This is a genomic window from Hamadaea sp. NPDC051192 (assembly GCF_040682475.1).
Taxonomy (GTDB): domain Bacteria; phylum Actinomycetota; class Actinomycetes; order Mycobacteriales; family Micromonosporaceae; genus Hamadaea; species Hamadaea flava.
In genome coordinates this window covers 46,757-65,086 of sequence record NZ_JBFBAZ010000039.1, presented here as the reverse complement: position 1 = coordinate 65,086, position 18,330 = coordinate 46,757, and the positions used below count along the sequence as shown (strand labels likewise).

Below are 18,330 nucleotides of genomic sequence, written 5' to 3'. Positions count from 1 at the left end.
GGCGCGCCCACGTCGCGCAGCTGTACGAGGGGCCTGGCTGTTCGCCTGCCTGCCGGCGGGCTCGGAGACCAGGCAAGGAACTCCGGATTTTGGGCAGGGTTTCCCGGGACGGCTGGTGACACCAGTCGTCTCAGGTCCGTGTTCAGTTGTTGAGCGAGGTTCGCGGGGCGGCTGGTGCCAGTAATCCCGCACTCTCTAAAGCCGATTTTGGGGCCTCTGATTACAGGCGATCATGGAAAAGTTTTCGCTCTGGCCATAGACGTGGCGCCGGGCGTGCGGCGTACGACAAACGGCAGCGGGAGTGGCAGCGGCCCCGGCAGTAGGGGGCTCTGACGCACTGCTCCCCCTACTGCTACCCCCAGAGCGAGGTATCGGCAGCTCAACACCGGTCTCACACGGATGTTGACAGGTCAGACTTCCCTTTCAGGGAACCCCAAGACGCCACATCCAGATAAGAAGCCAACCCAGCCCAGATACGGCCCAGCCGATCCTTCCGCAGCCGACCCATCTTGTCTGTCGACGACGCTCGCCGTGACCTGAACCAATCCCATCGACGCCGACGAGCCGTTCTGCACCCGAATCCCGTGGATGTCCGCCGCAGTGACGGACTTATCGCCGTCGTCGATGTCGTTGTCGTTGTCGAACCGTCGATGGTCCAGACAGGACCGGACCTGCGCCAGGTCATCGGCGCCATTGATCTGCTCACGAGGACGGGCGGCATGGCCGGCGTACCAGCGCTCTGCGTTCTGGCCGATTTCGCTGAGCGCAGCTTCGCCCAGCTCCGGCACTTGCAGGGGGTTTCGTCGCGGCCGAGGGCGGCGTGACCTCTACATTGTCGTCGTGCGATACGTCGCCGATCACCGTGCGCCCAATAGCCGGCTGACTGAGGCGCGTGCCCGAGGGGCGCTCCGTGGCGAGTTACGACGCGAGCATTAAGGTCGACGACCTCGACGTCCTGGATCTCGGTGAACAGCGTGCTTCGCTCGGGTGTTGGCGCAACGATACGCATCGTGACCTGTCTGGCATGGCCGTGTCCGTGGTGCGCCAGGGCAATTGGGCGATCACACCGCCGGCCGGTATTCCTGGTGGATCAGCTGATCAGGCTGATCTTGGGCTTTGCGGCTGCCGTCGGTGATCCGGACGTCCCGCGGGCTCCGGATCAGTCCGCACTGCGCATCGTCGCCGGCCTGAACGAGGGTGTGCGGCGACCGCGTGCCCGGAATCGGCTGTAGCTGAGGGACGTTCAGCGGGAAGATGTCGTCTGGGCTGCGGTAGCAGTCGGATATGAGGTAGATGCTCAGACTTGCCATGTTGGCGGCGGGTGGACCGTTGGCGAGGGTGGCTTCGAAGCCTCGGGTGTGGAAGTGGATGCGGATGGTGTTGTGGTCGCCCCAGGTGGTGCTGTCCACGATGTATCCGGCGTGTGTGATGCCGTCGCGGAAGGCGGTCGCTGCCGTCGGGATCTGGTTGAGCGGCAGTGGGATGCCGTCGAAGCCGGCGATCCGGTAGATGCTGGTGCGGTAGCGGCACGGGGCGGTGGTGAAATGTGCCCTGCCCGTTGTGGGCTTGGGATAGTCGGCGGCGGTGATCAGGACGGTCATGATCTGGGCGAGCTGGTGGGCGGTGTCGGCTTGGACGGATTCGGCGGCCCGGGTTGCCACGGTCGGGCTCGCGGTGATGGGGGTGATTCGGGACGCCCAGGGGCGGGTCATGGCGATCGTCGCGGTGCAGGTGGCGAGCACGCTCATGGCCGTCGCGATGCCCGCCAGTACCCAGATCAGGATGCGGCGGCCGGACACGGTTGGCCCGGTGGAAGGCGTGGGGTTGCCGAGGTTGTGTGGCTGGTCGGCGGGGTCGGGTGGTGGCGTGATGGTGGTGGGCATCGGCACTCCAGGGTTGGTTAACGGCTGGGTATGAGGAAGCACCGCCGCTGAGCGCCGGGGCGTCGCGGCGTCGTGGCGTCGTGGCGGTCGAGGTTGTGGTGGGCGCGGCTCAGCTCGCCGAGCTGTTCGGGTCGTGTGCCGGGGGCGCGGGTGGCGCGCTTGCTGGCGTCGCCGAGCTTTCGCAGCGGGTGAATTGAATGCGCAGTTTGGTGAGGACCACGGACTCGGATCAGGGCCTCGTCGGCACTTGCGGTACGTAGTCGGACAGAAGCGGTCGACGTTGTTGGGCGCGTTGATCGGCGGTCACGTCGGGCTGCTGCGGCTGAATGCGCGGTCGCGGAGTGGCCGTGACGAGTTGCCGGAATCGGGCGCGGGCGTCTACGGGCGCGTCGGCGAGCAGCCGGTCGAGCAGAAGCTGGTGTTCCAGGCGTGGCATGGTGGCGTGGGGTTTCTCCCAGCCGTAGACGGTCTCCAGATCGGCGTCCAACAGGTTCGCCCAGTCGGGGAAGCCGTGTCGCAGTGCGACGCGCAGGGCGCGGATCTCGCGGCCGGTCCAGTAGGCCACCGCGACCAGGCACAGGCAGTCGGCTGGGTTGCGGCACTCCTTGTCCAGTTCCTTGGACATGAGGTCAGCCTGCTTGCGGAGTCGTTCGGTGGCGGCTTGGGTGTTGGCTGCTTGTTTGAGTTGCGCGACGGGAACCCAGGCTTGGGCGAGGGTGCCGCCGGTGACTAGGAGGAGGTCGGCGGTGCGCCAGAAGCCGGCGTCGTGGGGGTTGTGGCCGTTCTCGGCGGCGCTGATCGCGGAGATGCTGCGCCGCATCACGGCGGCGAGGTGTTTCTGCGTCCATCCGGCGTGCTTCCGGTAGGCGGCCAGCTGTCGGCCGAGTTGCATGCAGGCCTGGACGTATGCCGACCACATGCCGTGTGCGGTCCTGTCTACGTCTGTTGTGGGCAGTCGGCGGTTCACTGGGTGCTCCGCATGGCCGCGGCGACGGGAGCAGCGCGTTTGCGTGAGCGTTGGTCGGCCGTGCAGTGGAACGTATGGGCGGCGATCTGCGGATGCAGCGGCTTTGCCCAGTCTGTGCAGGGCACGCCGACGCAGGCCAGCAGCCATGCGGGGGCTTGCCGCCACGCTAGGGCCCATTCGCGGGCTTCGCACCAGCCCACCTGCCAGCTACTGCCGTCGCCGTTGGCGCACTCGTAGCAGATCCGCTGGTCGTTGATGGCCAGCCACGGCCAGCTGCGGTCGAGTCGGAGCGGACATCCGATCGGATGGTGTCGGCGCAGCACGTGCCGGATGTCGACGCGAAGCTGCTGGGCGGTCAGGATCTGCGGCTGGTGGTAGGCGTCATGGATCGACCCGTCGCAGTACACGCTCAGATCGGTCGGGCCAAGGGTTCCCGGCACCAGGATCCGGTAGTCGATGTGTCGGCCCACCGCAGTGTCCTGCGGTGCAACCGGAGCGGGCAACGAGTGGGCGGCGAGCAGCAACGTACCACCTCGCAGCAGCCGAAGCAGAGTGCGGATCGACAGCGCCCACCTGGCGTCCGGGCAGGACGCGAACCCCGCGCGCCCGGGGCAGCCAGAGCAGGTCGCACGACACCATGGGAAGCGGCTGGTGATAACCGGCCGGTGCCGGTCGTGCATCGTCACCGCATAGGCCTCGTGCTCGGCGAAGGTCCACCGCCGGTAACCCAGGCCGGGGACGTGGCAGCCGCCGTCTTCGTCGAACTGGGGCCGTGGTGATTCGATCCAGTGTCCGGGTTGGTTGGTGACGTCGGTGTTGGTGATGTACCGGCCGTCGATCTGCCGGAACAGCTCGCCGAGAGGCACTGCCGGAGCCGTGATGCGCTGATCCTGCTGCCACGATGTCAGGGGTTCAGTCTCGATCATCGACAGTGTGCTCCGTTCAGGATAGGTGAAAGCTCGGCTCGGCCTGGTGTGATGCCGGGCCGGCGGGGGTGTGGCTGGGCGCCAAGGTGTGGCTGGCGGGTCTGGGCCGCGAATTTTGCGCTGGTGAGGCGATGACGGCGTGCCATCGATGGCGTGGGACGTAGCGCAGGTCTGCCCTGTCGGCCGGTCTTGCCGGGTTAGGGCGGCGGTGGGAGCGTCGTTACGGTTGTGGATTCCTGGTCGAGCCAGAGGTAGCTGCGGCCGTCGTCGTGGCAGGTCATGCCGAGGCGGGCGATGCCCGGCAGATGCCAGGCGTGCCAGCGTTGCCACAGGTTGTCGATGATCTCCCACAGCGGCTGCGGGCCACCGTCCGCGATCTCGCCGCCGCAGGGGCCGGTCGGTTTGTACAGCAGCCACGAGCCGTCGGCGGCGTGCAGGAACACCCCCGGGGTGCCGTCCGGGGCCTGGTCGGCTATCGGGCTGAGGCCTGGGATGGACAGTTGCAGCAGGAACCGGAAGTCCCGGTCGTCGAACGCATCCGCGGGAACCTCAACGGTGGACGCATAACGGGCCTGCGCCGGCTGGAACCAGCTCGCCGGCTGAAGCTGCGGCTGCACCGCTGGCATGGGAGCGGCTGGCGGGTAGTGGGGCGACAGGTCACGGAACCGGCCCCGCACCGCCGACGGTGTGGTCTTGTCCGCGACCAGCACCGCCGACGCCAACGGACCACGGATCTCGGCCACGACCCGGCCACCGCGTGCTAGCTGGGTGACCCAGGCTGGGGGCAGCGACGGCACCGCCACCATGGACAGGATCCGCCCGAACGAGCCACCACCCGCTGCGCCGTCGGTGAGGTCCGCGGCGGACAGGTGCGGCCGGTGGCCGACCCCGGCCAGGCGGACCTTGGCCGTCAACATCACCTGCTCGTCGGCGTCGACACCGGTCACCTGCGTGTCACCGACCCGGTGACACAGCAGCGCTGTCTCGTAGCCGGTACCGATACCGATCTGCAGCACCCGATCGCCGGCATCGACGGCCAGCCAGTCCAGCATCTGCGCCGTCACCGACGGCTGCCCCGACCCCGCCAACGAACCAGCCCGGTCCAACAGACCGAGCTCGGTGATCAGCGGCCGGTCGGAGTACACCTGGCCCAGCCCAGACTCAGTGTGCGCGACGGTGATCGTGTCACCGTCGAGATAGAACGGGACGAACGCATGCCGGGGCGTCTGCGCGAACGCCGCACCCCACCCCGGCCCGAGCACACCCCTGCCCGCCAAGACCCGCACCAACTGCTCAGCATGAACACGCCACGCCCCGCTCAACCCACACCACCCCTCAAACCGCCAGGATTTGGGCATGAGCGGCGAGCAGGATGCCCCGCTGCCTGCGGGGCATCGGCCAGACCGCCGGGCGCGCCGACGCCGGCAGGTAGACAACCGGTCATGATCGGGGCTCGAAACCGTTGAACGACTCGGCCGTGGTCGTGCCACGGCCGACGCCGTGTGTGTGGACCAGTTCGAGTGGACGGCGTCGGGGAAGCTGCCGGTGCCCGTGCAACACCGCGTGCGCGGTCACCCGCCGACGGCACGGCTCCAACTCCCCGCACGCCACACACCGCCCGCACAGATCGGATCGCAAATGCTCGGCGAGCACCCGATGCGCCACCTCCGGCCCGGCCAGAGCATCAGCCGGTACAACACCTCGAACCAGGGTCACGACGCCTCCCGCCGGACGGCGACCGTCCACGAGGCAACGATCTGTTCAACGGCGGTACGGCCACGACCGCTGAGCCGCAACGTCAAGCTCCGATGGCCCGGCATCGGCTCCACCAGCTGATCACCCAACATCAGATACAGCGTCGTACGGACCGCCTCGACCGACACCCCAGGCAGATGCGCGGACAGCTCCGCGATCTGCCACGACCGGTCCGGAGCCACCAACAACACCCGATAAATCTGCTCCCGGGCAGCACTGCGGACAGCCAAGACCGGCGAGAACAACACCATCACGCCCGCCCACCATCCCCACCGGCCGACAAGACTCCTCGCGCCCATACAGCCTGTGGACACGGGAACCGAGCGAACCTGCACGCAAACTCCAAACACCCAACACACAAGCCATCCAAGGCAGGGGTGGTGAACCAGCAGCACCCGACGCGCCTCCACGACCTCGTCGACATCCGACTTGTCCATCTCGATCAACACGACCATCGACCCGTCCTCACATCCACGGCCCTGATTTGTGCCATCCTGAGCCGTCCGGTACGTCGGAGGCTGGGCGCAACTGGCGTAGGAAAACCGAAACGTCGCTCTGCAGGCGGCGAACGCCGTGCAGCCACCTCGATTGGGCAGTTCGGCCGGCACCGTCGGACGGTCTTCAAGCTCGATCACCGCGGCCATCCCAGTCACGTGGGCCCCTATCTCGATCACGCGGGTGCAACCTGCCTCTGCGAAGACAGGCCACACCCGCCATCACCGCCCTCGTCATGGAAGACCACGAGCGGCGAAGTCCGTTGGTAGAACACGTTGCGCTACCTAGAGTGATCTCCTGACGGTGAAACCCGGATGCGTTGCCGCATAATCAAGACCAGCTATGCAGGGACGAATACGGCGAGCAGGGGGACTGCATGGGTGCCACACGGCGATGCGACGAATGCGGTACCGCCCTAAGCCGGTACAACGCCGGGCGCCGATGCCAGGGGTGTGCCGTCGACCCCGGCGTGGCTGAGAAAAGCCTCGTCCCACAGGGCTTGCTGACCGATCCGTCATTCGTGAGAGCGGTCGGCGAAGGCGACTGGCAAACCGCACTCCACCAGCTTGTCGAGGCGACGAGTCTCACTCAGGTCGCGATCGCGGCAGCAACGGGCGTGAGCCAGTCATATGTGTCACGGTTGATGAACGGACAGAGCCAGGAGCCGGGGATTGGAACCGTCCGCTCCCTGTGTGATGGACTCGGGATACCGAGGCCATTGGCTGGCCTGGCGCCCGCGCAACCGGAGGACCCCACGAACCGCAGACAAGTCTTAGGAGCCGGAGCCGGCGCAGCCGGACTCGCACTACTGTCCGCCTACGGCATCTCCTCGGGCGGTGGCGACGAGAGTCTGCTCGCCGAATCCACCGCGATTCTCCGACGATTCGAACAGCACACTCCGACCCGAGCCGTCCTCGGTTCCGCAGTCGCGCACTCAGAACTGACCCGAGTAATCCGACACCGCGCAGGCGAAGGAAGCCCCGCCCGCCGCCTCAGCGGCGTCGAAAGCGAAGCCGCTGGGTTCACCGCGTGGCTATACGCCGACCTAGACGAACAGGCCAACGCTCGCCGCTACTATCGCAAAGCGATCAAGGCCGCCTCGCTGTCCGGAAACGCCCTGCTGACCTGCTACATGCGCGGCAGCCTCGGCCAATTCGCCACATCCGTCGGCGCAGCAGCCCAAGGCCGCGAACTACTCACCGAAGCCCGAACCCAGCTACCCCGATCCGCCCCACCGATCGCGCTGCTATGGCTCGACGCACTCGAAGCCACCGCGCTGGCCCACCTCGGCGAACGCAACGCGCTCAGCATTCTCGACTCCGCCGAACGGCGCATGCGCAAAGCCACGAACACCGAGCCAGTGTGGCCATGGCTGTTCCACTTCGACGAACGCAAACTCGCAGGCTACCGCGCCATCGTCGCAGGCCGCCTCGGTCACTACAAGACCGCCGAAACCTACTTCGCCATCGCCGACCACACTCCCGCCTCCCCCAAACAAAAGGCAATGTCGACCGTCGCCCGAGCATCGATCGTCGCCTCCAGTCGCACACCCGGCGCCATAGACCAAGCCTGCGCATTGGCAATCCAAGCACTCGCAACCGGCCGCACCCTCGGCTCGGAACGGGTGATCCGCGCCGTCAGCCGCTTCCGCAGCGATCTGAGCATCGCACGCAGCACCGCCACAACCGAACTAGACCGCCAACTTTCCATGTCATACGAGGAGGACCTGTGACGCGAGTAGCCGTCAGCGGCCATCGAGGACTACCCGAGGCCACCGAGCGACTCGTCAACCAAGCACTACGCGAAACCCTCGGCCAACACGGTCCAGACCTAGTCGGCATATCCTGCATCGCAGACGGAGCCGACCAACTCTTCGCCCACGCCGTCCTCGAACTCGGCGGTCGCCTCGAAGTCGTCGTACCCGCCACCAAATACCGCCAGGCCTTACCCTCCGAATGCTGGCCCACCTACGATCGGCTCCTCAGCGAGGCCAGTCAGGTCCACCAGCTCGAATACACGGAATCCACATCCGAAGCCCACCAAGCCGCCAGCGAATACATGGTCGACCGCGCCGACATCCTCGTCGCCATCTGGGACGGCCTACCCGCCCGCGCCTACGGTGGCACCGCTGACGTCGTGGCCTATGCGCGCGATATGGGGAAGACGGTCGAGGTCATCTGGCCAGCAGGCGCTAGCCGAGGCTGAACCACCAAAGCCTCGAGGTGGCACGCGCCTGCCGTCGACGACAGCGTCCCGGATGCCGTGCCCGTCGGAGAGGCTGTCCCTGAGATAGAAGATGTCGCCGTTGTCTTCGTGAGCGATGGAGCCCGCCAGCTCCCGCCGCCGACCGAGTATACGTAGGACGATAGTTCCGATGACCGTGTGCGGGTGTGGCGTTACCCAATGTTGCCAGCGCGCTTGTGGCCGCGGTGGTGACCAGAGCTGCCCTGAGCTGTTTCTTCGCGTCGTGTTTCTCGAATGATCGGGTTTACGCCAGAGAACATGGGGGAGACGGGATAGAACCGACCTCGCAGGAAACCTTGAATCAGCAGGTCAGGGGTTGATCTGGCTGGGTCGGCAGTCGAAGTCCGCTATTCGCTCGCAGCCGCATCCGTGAGCTTCAGCTGGGCACCGCCCAATCGAGGAGCATGCGACTGAAGGCCTCCGGTTCGGCCTCGCTCCAGAGATGGCCTGCGTCGGGCTGCACGCGAAGTTGCGCTCCGGCGATTCCAGCCGCCGCACGCCGGGCCGCCGAAAGGTTCGCCCGATCCTGCTCCCCACAGACAACAAGCGTCCGGGCACGGACAGCCGCCAAGTCGGGGCGCAGATCCACACGTCCCAGCTCACGCACCGCCGTCAGCACGCTCTCCTTCGTCACGCCTGGATCGTCCTCGCTATAGCGGGCCGCCGGGATCGCGCGCATGAAGACGCCCTGCAGGGCGAGCAACACACGCGGCGGATGCACCTGCACACCGGAGACGATCAGACCAGTGACGGCTTCGGGCCGCCGAACGGCCAACCTCAGTGCGACCATCGCGCCCGCGGAATCACCACATACATAGGCGGTACGCCCGCCGCCAGTACCAAGCCCGGCATCCAGGTCAGCGGCGACCTGGGCGACCGCCTCGTCGAATCGGAACGGACCGGTGGTGACGCCGAACCCGGGCAGGTCCGGGGCGATGACGTCGACCTGTGGTTGAAGCAGCGGGAGATGCGGTGCCCACATCCGGCTAGTCCGCGCCACCCCGTGTATCAATATCAGCAACGGTTTCACCATGACCTCCAATCAACATCTTCAACGCCGTGGCCGAACGCATCGGTTGCTGTCGAAACGGCGACCGAGGAATTCAGTGCGATCGTGGCGACGGCATCCGCTGCTGGCATTGGACCGATGAGACGTAAGAGGAGCCAGAGCCGATGCTTGACGAATACCTGGCGCTGCGCGACGCCCGTGACCGTTCATCCCGTTAGCCACCCGGCCGAGGCGACCATGGGCTCACAGGTAGGGCTGGACGAGGATATCCCGGGCGATCTTGTCCTCCAGACCCTGCCGGAATCGGTTGAGGTCGACGAGCTTGGCGATGTTCCCGCGCTCCGCGTCGAACGCCTCCCGGAACATCACCCACAGTTTGGCGCGCAGGGCAGGGTACCCGCGGGGATCGAGCAACCAGACGAGCCGGTCGAGGTCGGCGTCACCCATTGTGGCGTGGCGCACGAGGTCCTTGCGCATCTGCTTGATCAGCCCGGAGCGCTGCCGTCCGTCGAGTACGCCGCTCGGCAGCGACTTGACCTCGGCGATGAGGTCGAGGACCAGCCGCTCGACGACCTCGTCGTCCTGTTGGACGGTCTCGATCAGGTACGTGACGATGTCGATCACGCGGTTGGTGTCGTCGACCTCGAACCGCAGCAGGGCCGCCGGGTTGTCGGTGATGAGCTTCTTCGCGGCGAGCAGCGCCCCGGACGCGCCCGTGTAGTTGCTGCCGCCCATGGCGAAGTCGAAGATGACTTTGGTGATGCCGCTGTCGTTGCGCAGGACGCGCGGAGCGATCGCGCCCAGCAGGTCGAACAGCTCTTCCGGCGGGCCCTCCATCGTCCCGGGGGCGAATTCGAGGACGTCGGTCCAGTTGATCTCGCCGAACATGGGGCCGGGATACTTCGGGCTGGCGTTGGTGTGCGGCCGGTGCTCGCTGAGGAACAACAGGCCCTCCACCTGCTGCTTGGTCATCTGATCGACCGCGGTGATCATTCGCCGGATGAGCTCGTGGACGGCGTCGCCCTCGACGGTCGCCTCGACGTACTCGCGGATGTCGCGCAGGATCGTGTCCGACCCGTCGAGCGTCAGCACACGCAGGAATACGTCGTCGAGCGCGGTGTCGTAATGCAGAAGCGTGGGCTTGAACCACTGCAGCAGTTCCATGCCCTCCTGTGCCACCCGGTCGATGAGCAGTTCCGCTTCCTTCGTCGCGGGCAGGAACGGCTTGAGCCGTTCGAAGATGTCGGCCACCCGCGTCGCCTGTCGTGCTCCCTTCACCGCGAGTTCTATCGGTTCCTCGCCGATGGCGAACAGCAGGATGTCGAAGATGATCGGACCCAGGATCCGGCCCAGCTGGAACAGGAGATCGACGCCGACCGTGGCGGAGTGCAGCGTCACGAACGGCTGCGCGGCGGCGGTGGCGAGCATCGCGCCTGCTTCGTGCGCCAGTTTCTCCTGCCCGGCCTGCCACATCGAGTAGACGACGAAGCAGATGAGGGCGACGAGGATCGGTCCCGACGACAGCAACAAAACCAGTGCCACCACGCCGAGCAGGTCGCCGACCAGCCGCTCCACGAGTCCGGCGACCATGCCGGCCTGGATGACCGTGTTCGCCACGACGAGGTGTTGCTGGACGCTGGCGGTGAGGTTGTCGAAGATCTCGGTGTAGAACGACAGCTCGCACAGCCCGCTGCCGGACAAGCCTTCCTCGACCCCGGCCGCGAACTCGGTCATGTCCCGGTACGCCGCCTGCAGCACGTCGGGGTACTCCGACAGCGGGGGCAGCGACGCGGCGAAGGTGGCCATGACCGGCTTGGCGAGGTCGTAGACGGCCGGGGCGAGCAGGCCGAGCGGACCGAAGCCCAGTTGCAGCGCCCCGCTCTCGGCCCAGTCCCGGCCTCGCATCAGATCGTCGCTAGCCCGTGTCCACAAGACGGTCGACTTGTCCCAGACGAGCTGGAAGACGTCGGCGAGCGCGGCCGGATCGGGCGAGAGCCGGGTGGTGATCGCCTCGACCAGCGGCCCGATGTCGGGCTCGCCGTCCAGATAGGTCAGCAACGTCCGGTCGATCAGCTCGCTGAGGTCGTCAACCGTCGCCCGGGCGGCGGGATCCGTCGCGCCCGGCGGCAGACTGTCGGCTGGGCGTACGGCGACCGCTGCGACCACGGCGTCGCCGGTGACCTGGTCGGCGGCGGGATCGGCGCCGGCCGGCCCCGCGGTGGGCAGCCCACCGAGCAGTCCGGCCGGTGTGCGTACCGTCTGATCGAAAGCGCGAGCCGACGTGACCATCAGGCCGCCGGCGGGGCGGGAGTGTCCGTGGCCGGCGCGGGGTCCGGGACGAAGAGGCGGACGTAGGTGTCGGCGAGGTTGGTCGCGCCGCTGCTGACGATGCGCTGAGCGAGTTCCTCGCGCCGGTTGGCCAGTTCGGCCGCGGTGTTGGCCGCCCGGCGCTCCTTGAGCGCCTCCTCCTGCAAGGCCGTGTTGTACGGGTCGAGGGCGGGCGCGACGCCCATGAGCGCCTCCACGACGATGCCTTCGGTGCGCATGACGTTCTTCTGCACCGACAGGATGACGCCGGGCACGGTGAAGGCCGCGCCGGTGGCCGGGTCCTCGTACTCGGTGACGAGATCGCGGTTGAACTGCCACACTTTGGTGACCGAGCCGTCGCGTTCCGGGTACGACCGCTGCCGGATCGCGTCGCGTACGGGCTGGCCGCGCCAGTCGGCGACGGTGTTCAGCGCGTGCAGGATCTCGGCCCGGACCTCCTGGCGCTTGTCGGCGTCGTCGACCATCACCTCGTCCAGCAGCGCACCCAGCTCGGGCAGCGGACGCTCCTGTTTGGACTCGGCGAAGTTGTTGAAGAACGCGACTCGCACGTCGACCAGATGCAGGATGGTGATGAACTCCTGGTTCATCTGCCGGAACACGAAGTTGAGCGGTGCCGAGAGGTTGATGTTGGAGATCTCCCGGGTGATCGAGGTCTCCGAGCCGACCTCCGTGGACACCTCGGAGCTCGTGTTGATCTGCACGTCCCGCTTGGACGAGGCGCTCGCCGAGGTCTTCTCGGTCGCCGATGCCACGTTCTTGGCGGCCTCCTCACGGCTGGAGTTCGTCGACCCGGCGACCCCGCCGCCCACCTTGACCATGCCGAAACCCCAGGAGGCGGAGGCTTCCGCCTTGTACTCGAAGCTCTTGGCGTAGGTGGACTGGTCGGACTGCTCGCTCTCCACGGCCGACTCGAAGTCGGTCGCGCTCTGCTCCGAGAACGAGTCCAGGATGCTCGACGCCTCGGACTGCGTCGTGGTCGACTGGGTGTAGGACTTGACGCTGATGGTCGTCTTCTCACCTGGCAGCAGCGTCATCGTCTGCACGACCCGGCCCGCGCCGTAGGAGCCGAGATAGGTGGACAGGCGGTACTCCTCGACGAGGTAGAGCCTCGGTTCGGCGGTCTGGGCGGTCGGAATCCAGGTGGAGACGTCCGTTCCCCACAACGACGTGTAGACCACCGGGGTCAGGCCGGCCTGGATGTGGGACGCGATCGTGCCGGGACCCACCGGGTCGTCCTCCTGGTCACCGCCCTGCTGGCCACTGTTCTGGCCGCCGTGCTGGCCGCCGTGGTGACCGCTGTCCTCGTCGTCCGGGCCGGGCAGGTCCGTGGATTCGCCGGTGTCCGGGTTCCATTGCCGGGCCGCCGTGCCGCCTCGCGTCCGTGCCGGTCGGCTGGCGAATCCGGCCAGGCCGCGGGTCGCGTACGCGACGAGCGGGAACTCGCGCGGATCGGCGGCGCCGTCGAGCGATGCGGCGACGACGGACGTGATCTCGGTCAGGGGACGGTTGGCCAGCTTCGCCCGGTCCGGGACCACCTTGCCCGCTGCGGTGAAATAGTGATCGTCGAACGGCAGCTCGATGTAGTTGCGGCCCGCGTACGACGTCGGTTCCGGCACGTTGTAGCTGAGGATGGTCGCCTGGCCCGAGGCTTCGAGGGCGACCAATGGCGCGGCACTCGGTTCAGTCATAGGTGGCACCGTAGAAGCGAGTGCCACAGGGGACTGTCAGGTCGCCGACCCCCAGGTGGGCCATAGCTGGAGCACCAGGGTGGACCGGTGTCGGAACCTTGACGGCTGCCAAGCGACGACGCCGGCCGCAACCTCCGTAGCGCCGTTATTCGATTCGCGCTAGACGCAGCGCATTGCCAAGCTGATCGAGCTTCGGGCCTGACAATCTGCCGGCCCGCTCGAGCAAGCTTTGCCGCGTCAGGGTCACCAGCCATGTGCAGAAGATGCGACCGTCACGAGGTAGTGCCATGCGCACGACGCCATCGTGCGGAAGTCCTTCGTGGGGGCCGATCGCCACTTCGACGCCGACACCGCCGATGCCGGAGTCAGCCGAGTCGAGGACCTGCTGGACTACCCGCGGGTCGGCGGCCTGCTCTCCGGACAGCACTACGTACCCGTGCTTCTCGTCGGCGGTGGCCGGGGCCACGATATGCATCGCCCGGAGTTCAGGCTCGTCGCCGCCCGACAGCAGGACGATCGGGCACCTCTCGCCGATGAACGCCCACCAGACCTCGCCGCGTTCCACGCGCTTCCCCTCACCATGGGCGGCTGACGAGCGCTGATACGCCCAGCGGAACCGCCTGACCCCGCCGACGATATCCCAGCCGCCACCGCCCGAGGGGAGAACCCGTGCGAACGCTGAACCGCGTCGAGTGACTCAGCACCTGCAGGGTCTGCTGGCGGCGTCGGACGCTGGGACGGCCACGCCCAGCAAGCCGGGCGTGGCCGGATCCCGCTATCGCAGCAGGGCCAGCGCCTTAGTGAGGGCGGCGTCTCGTCCCGCCGACAGGTCGGCTGCCGTCGCCGGCGCCAGGTGGTCGGGTGCGACGCCGACCGTGTCGACCGTTTCCCGGTTCGCGCCGATCTCGCGGTGGCTGGGCAGGGTCAGCTCGCTGTTGTCGTCGAGCGCGTACGGCAGGGTCGGGCCGGACACCATGCCCGCGGTACGCGTGCCGACGAGCGTACCGAGGTGGAGGTCTTTGACGGTGCTGGCGAACGAGTCGCACGCCGAGGCGCAGTTGCGGTCGGTGAGCACGACCAACGGCAGGTTCACCAGCGCCACCGTGTCATCGGCGTGGTTGGCGGTGCACTTGTCGCGCACGTCGCACCAGTAACTCGTGGGCTTGCCGTGCACGAACGCCCCCAGCAGCCGCAGGAGCTCCGCGCCGACGCCGCCGCCGTTGCCACGCATATCGAGGATGAGACCGCGTACCGAGGCAGTCTTGCGTAGCTCGGCGATGGCGTTGAGCACCTGGTCGGCGACACCCGGAGTGAAGGCGGGGATGGTGACCTCGGCGATGTCGCCGGGCAGCAGGGTGGCGTCGGCCTTCGGGCTCTGTTGCGGGAAGTCGACCGGGGTCACCGTGGTGGTGAAGGTCGTGTCGGTGGCCGGCCGGTGCAGCGTGAAGGTGATCTGCTGGGCCGGCGACGCTGTGTTCAGCCACTGGACGACGCCTTCGGACACACTTCCGTTGAGGATCAGCGGCACCCCGTTGACGGCGACCACTTCATCGCCGGGCTTGATCCCGGCGCTGGCCGCGCCACTGCCCGCGGCGACCGTGGTGACGAAGACCGGTGCGGTGACGACCGGATCGGCGCCGTCGACCCGGAGTCCGGAGAACTTCATGCCGAGCAGGCTGCGCTGCTGCCCGCGGGTCCATCGGGCGTGGTTGTCGTCGAGCGCCGACACCATGCCGAGCAGGGTGGCTTCCGCGACGGCCTGCCGGACAGCGGCATCGTCGGGCAGCGCGGCGGCGATGGCGGTGTAGGTGCGGCTGAACGCGGTCCAGTCGGCGTCCTTGCGGCCGGTCAAGGCCGGCAGGGTGGCACGCGGTTGATCGATGCCTCGGCGTTGCAGCTCCTGGGTGAGCGCGGCGAAGGCGGGCACCAGCAACGTGCGGTCGTCCAGTTCCGGCCCGCTGTAGTAGTTGTCGAAGATGCAGTAGTAGGCCTGGCCGATGGTGGTGATCGTGGTCGGCTGCAGTGGGGCAGGGGTGGTCGGCTGCCCGACCTGCCCGGTGGGCGCGGTGCAGGCGGGTGGGCGGCTGGACGACTCGGCGGATCCGGCCGGGACGATCACGACCGTCAGAATGCCGCCGACGAGCGCCGTCGTCGCTACTCCGACTGCGATGCGTAGCTTGTTCCTCATGCGGCCCACCCTCGCGGCCGGACCGTTGCAGGGGTGTGAACGCAGCCGTTAACGCCGACGAAGCACGGCCCCTGGTACAGAGGCTGGATGCGAATCCTGGTAGCCGAGGACGAACGGATGCTCGCCGATCTGGTGGCCGAAGGGCTGCGTAAGCAGGCGATGGCGGTCGACGTGGCCTACGACGGGCTGGCGGCCTCGCAGCGGCTCGCGGTACACGACTACGACGTGCTCGTCCTCGACCGCGACCTGCCGCAGGTGCACGGCGACGTGATCTGCCGGGATCTGGCGAGCAGCGGTGCGCGTACGCGGATTCTGCTGTTGACCGCTGCGGCCTCGGTGCCGGACCGGGTCGCCGGGCTGAGCCTGGGCGCCGACGACTACCTGCCCAAGCCCTTCGACTTCAGCGAACTCGTCGCCCGAGTCAAGGCACTGGGACGCCGCAGCCAGCCGCCCGTCCCGCCGGTGCTGCAGCGGGCCGGGATCGTCCTGGACACCCCGCACCGGCAGGTCTTCCGCGACGGCCGCCACGTGCCGCTGTCGGTCAAGGAGTACGCGGTCCTCGAAGTGCTCATGCGAGCCGACGGGGCACTGGTCAGCGCGGAGACACTGCTGGAGTCGGCCTGGGACGAGCACGCCGACCCCTTCACGACGGTGGTCCGGGTCATCATCAGCCGCCTGCGCGCCAAGCTCGGCGAACCGGCCTGCATCCACACCGTCGCCGGCGTCGGATACCACCTGTGAAGCGGCGTACCGTGCGGGTGCGGCTCACCGCGGTCTACAGCGGGCTGTTCCTGGTCACCTCGGTCACCGTACTGGCGATCACCAACCTGCTGCTGAAGCTCAAGCTGGAGAAGCGATTCACCAACCTGCGGTTCGACCTGATCGGGGACGCAGCCGCCCCCTCGACGTCAGCGGCCCCGACGCCCGTGCCCACCAGCGGATCACTGCCGTCGGACAGCAGCGGCATCGGCTATCTGCCCGACACCGTGCTCGGCTACCAGTGGAGCATCGCGGGCGTCACGATCGCCGTCCTGACCGTCGTGTCGATCGTGGTCGGCTGGTGGCTGGCAGGACGGCTGCTGCGCCCGGTGCACCAGATCACCGCGACCGCGCGGCGCCTGTCGCTGTCCAACCTCACCGACCGCATCGCGCTGGCCGGACCGCGCGACGAGCTCTCCGAGCTCGCCGACACCTTCGACAGCATGCTGGACCGGCTCCAACGCTCCGCGGACAGTCAACGCCGGTTCATCGCCAACGCCGCGCACGAGCTGCGTACGCCGCTGGCGATCCAACGGACAGCGATCGAGATCGGTCTGGACGATCCTTCGCCCGAACGGCTTGCTCGCGTACGCGAGGAGCTGCTGGAGGTCAACCGTCGCAGCGAGCGGCTGATCGACAGTCTGCTGATCCTCGCCCAGGGCGACAATGGCCTGGAGACCAGGGAACAGGTCCGCCTCGACACCTTGGTACGCCAGGTGATCGGCGAAACCCCGGCCGGAGGCGTCCAGATCCGGCGGCAGCTGGAACCGGCCACGGTCGACGGCGACCCCGTCCTGCTGCATCGGCTGGCCGCCAACCTGCTGCAGAACGCGATCCGCTACAACCGGCCCGGCGGAGAGGTGGACATCAGCGTCGAACCCGCCGCAGGCCTGACCGTTCGCAACACCGGCCCGGACGTTCCCGGCGATCGGGTCGGCGAACTCTTCGAACCCTTCCGCAGGCTGCACCCGGAGCGAACCGGATCAGCCGACAGCACTGGCCTGGGCCTGTCGATCGTGGCCGCCATCGCACGCGCCCACGACGCCACGATCACGGCCGTGCCCAACCCTGGTGGCGGTCTGGCGGTGGCCGTGCGTTTCCCCGTCGGCGGCGCGGGAATGCGTCCGCCGCACTGAGACTATGGCCCCGGCCGCCCGTCCTTGCGGTGGATCTTCAACTCCCGTTCGAGGTCCGCTACGAGTGAGCGCAGGTCGTCGAGTCGTTGGCTCACCATGATCCGATCGATCTCGTCCGGTACGCCGTCACGGTTCTCGTCGACGGCCATCCGCTCGGTCATCTCCAGCCGGCGGGCTTCCTCCATGGAGTTCACGAGCACCGCGATCAGGATGTTCAGCAGCAGGTGAGCCGTCACGATCACATAGCTGATGTAATAGACGAGCGTCCACGGTGACAGCTCCATGCCCTGCTGGATCAGGTCCGGCAGGTTCTCCAGGGACAGCAGCACGAACAGGGTGAGCACGGCGCGGCCGATCGTGCCGTACTGCTCGGGGTACGCGTCGCCGAAGATCAGCCAGCCGGCCATGCCGTAGACATAGAGCGACACCAGAGCCAGCGCGAAGAAGCCGCCGATCCCGGGCAGGCTCCGCAGCAGGGCGACGACGATGACGCGTAGCCCGGGGGAGAAGCGGACGAGCCGAAGCACTCGGGCGATGCGGATCACCCGCAGGGCAGCCGACTCGCCGTGCAGGCCGGGAACGAACGCGGCGGCGATCACCACCAGGTCGAAGACGTTCCACCCATGGCGGAGGAAGTCCTGAGGCCGACGGCCGTACGCCAGCACCCGGATGGCGATCTCGATGACGAACACCGCGCGGAAGCACCACTCCAGCGTCCGCAGCAGCTCGCCGAGCGATCCGGCGTGCGGGTAGGTCTCCACGCCGAGGAGCAGGGCGTTGACGCCGATGACGGCGACGATCGTCAAGTCGAACCAGCGCGACTTCACGATGTGGGCGCACCATCGCGTCAGGCGCGACGGCGCGGGTGCGGTCGTGTCGGGTTCGGCTCGCTGAGACGGCGCCAGCTGCGTGTTCATCCGTTCGCCCCCACGAAGCAGGCCGGCGGCGACGG

At 67.6% G+C, this 18,330-nt stretch carries 16 protein-coding genes; 4 read left to right on the top strand and 12 right to left on the bottom strand.

What is annotated here, in order from left to right; genetic code table 11:
* Positions 1 to 410: 410 nt before the first annotated feature.
* From AB0M47_RS18805 to AB0M47_RS18780, 6 genes are all read right to left on the bottom strand, one after another.
* Positions 411 to 788, bottom strand: coding sequence for a hypothetical protein (locus AB0M47_RS18805; protein WP_363414970.1), 378 nt, complete (start codon positions 786 to 788; stop codon positions 411 to 413).
* A gap of 273 nt (positions 789 to 1,061) precedes the next feature.
* Positions 1,062 to 1,883, bottom strand: a complete 822-nt coding sequence (locus AB0M47_RS18800; RefSeq protein ID WP_363414968.1) for a hypothetical protein — start codon at positions 1,881 to 1,883, stop codon at positions 1,062 to 1,064.
* A 229-nt stretch (positions 1,884 to 2,112) separates the two neighbouring features.
* A complete protein-coding gene (locus AB0M47_RS18795) occupies positions 2,113 to 2,775 on the bottom strand; it encodes a helix-turn-helix domain-containing protein (RefSeq protein ID WP_363414965.1) in 663 nt (220 codons plus the stop codon).
* Between the two features lie 71 nt (positions 2,776 to 2,846).
* The gene (locus AB0M47_RS18790) at positions 2,847 to 3,776 is read right to left on the bottom strand and encodes a hypothetical protein (RefSeq protein WP_363414962.1); all 930 of its coding nucleotides are present in this window, start codon (positions 3,774 to 3,776) and stop codon (positions 2,847 to 2,849) included.
* Between the two features lie 197 nt (positions 3,777 to 3,973).
* Entirely contained in the window at positions 3,974 to 5,062 is a 1,089-nt protein-coding gene (locus AB0M47_RS18785) for a methyltransferase domain-containing protein (protein WP_363414973.1), read from the bottom strand.
* 426 nt (positions 5,063 to 5,488) lie between these two features.
* Positions 5,489 to 6,175, bottom strand: a complete 687-nt coding sequence (locus AB0M47_RS18780; RefSeq protein WP_363414959.1) for a hypothetical protein — start codon at positions 6,173 to 6,175, stop codon at positions 5,489 to 5,491.
* A gap of 320 nt (positions 6,176 to 6,495) precedes the next feature.
* Here AB0M47_RS18780 and AB0M47_RS18775 point away from each other — a divergent pair, with 320 nt between their 5' ends.
* Positions 6,496 to 7,758, top strand: coding sequence for a helix-turn-helix transcriptional regulator (locus AB0M47_RS18775; protein WP_363414956.1), 1,263 nt, complete (start codon positions 6,496 to 6,498; stop codon positions 7,756 to 7,758).
* Complete coding sequence (locus AB0M47_RS18770; protein ID WP_363414953.1) at positions 7,755 to 8,231, top strand: hypothetical protein; 477 nt, start codon at positions 7,755 to 7,757, stop codon at positions 8,229 to 8,231. The genes AB0M47_RS18775 and AB0M47_RS18770 overlap by 4 nt, the downstream gene beginning before the upstream one ends.
* 415 nt (positions 8,232 to 8,646) lie before the next feature.
* Here the strand turns inward: AB0M47_RS18770 and AB0M47_RS18765 are convergent, their stop codons facing one another.
* The 5 genes from AB0M47_RS18765 to AB0M47_RS18745 all read right to left on the bottom strand — a co-directional run bounded on the left by AB0M47_RS18765 (position 8,647) and on the right by AB0M47_RS18745 (position 15,483).
* Positions 8,647 to 9,303 carry an alpha/beta hydrolase gene (locus AB0M47_RS18765; protein ID WP_363414950.1) on the bottom strand — a complete coding sequence of 219 codons (657 nt, stop codon included), beginning with the start codon at positions 9,301 to 9,303 and terminating at the stop codon, positions 8,647 to 8,649.
* A gap of 219 nt (positions 9,304 to 9,522) precedes the next feature.
* Positions 9,523 to 11,568: a hypothetical protein gene (locus AB0M47_RS18760; RefSeq protein WP_363414947.1), complete on the bottom strand. Its 2,046-nt coding sequence runs from the start codon at positions 11,566 to 11,568 to the stop codon at positions 9,523 to 9,525.
* Positions 11,568 to 13,295 carry a hypothetical protein gene (locus tag AB0M47_RS18755; RefSeq protein WP_363414944.1) on the bottom strand — a complete coding sequence of 576 codons (1,728 nt, stop codon included), beginning with the start codon at positions 13,293 to 13,295 and terminating at the stop codon, positions 11,568 to 11,570. Before AB0M47_RS18755 ends, AB0M47_RS18760 begins: the two co-directional genes overlap by 1 nt.
* A gap of 145 nt (positions 13,296 to 13,440) precedes the next feature.
* Entirely contained in the window at positions 13,441 to 13,860 is a 420-nt protein-coding gene (locus AB0M47_RS18750; protein WP_363414941.1) for a hypothetical protein, read from the bottom strand.
* Between the two features lie 210 nt (positions 13,861 to 14,070).
* The gene (locus tag AB0M47_RS18745; protein WP_363414938.1) at positions 14,071 to 15,483 is read right to left on the bottom strand and encodes a S41 family peptidase; all 1,413 of its coding nucleotides are present in this window, start codon (positions 15,481 to 15,483) and stop codon (positions 14,071 to 14,073) included.
* Between the two features lie 87 nt (positions 15,484 to 15,570).
* Between AB0M47_RS18745 and AB0M47_RS18740 the strand changes: the two genes are divergently transcribed.
* Entirely contained in the window at positions 15,571 to 16,224 is a 654-nt protein-coding gene (locus tag AB0M47_RS18740) for a response regulator transcription factor (protein WP_363414935.1), read from the top strand.
* Positions 16,221 to 17,378, top strand: a complete 1,158-nt coding sequence (locus AB0M47_RS18735) for an ATP-binding protein (protein WP_363414932.1) — start codon at positions 16,221 to 16,223, stop codon at positions 17,376 to 17,378. The genes AB0M47_RS18740 and AB0M47_RS18735 overlap by 4 nt, the downstream gene beginning before the upstream one ends.
* Before the next feature lie 2 nt (positions 17,379 to 17,380).
* Here the strand turns inward: AB0M47_RS18735 and AB0M47_RS18730 are convergent, their stop codons facing one another.
* Complete coding sequence (locus AB0M47_RS18730; RefSeq protein WP_363414929.1) at positions 17,381 to 18,295, bottom strand: ion transporter; 915 nt, start codon at positions 18,293 to 18,295, stop codon at positions 17,381 to 17,383.
* Between the last annotated feature and the right edge of the window lie 35 nt (positions 18,296 to 18,330).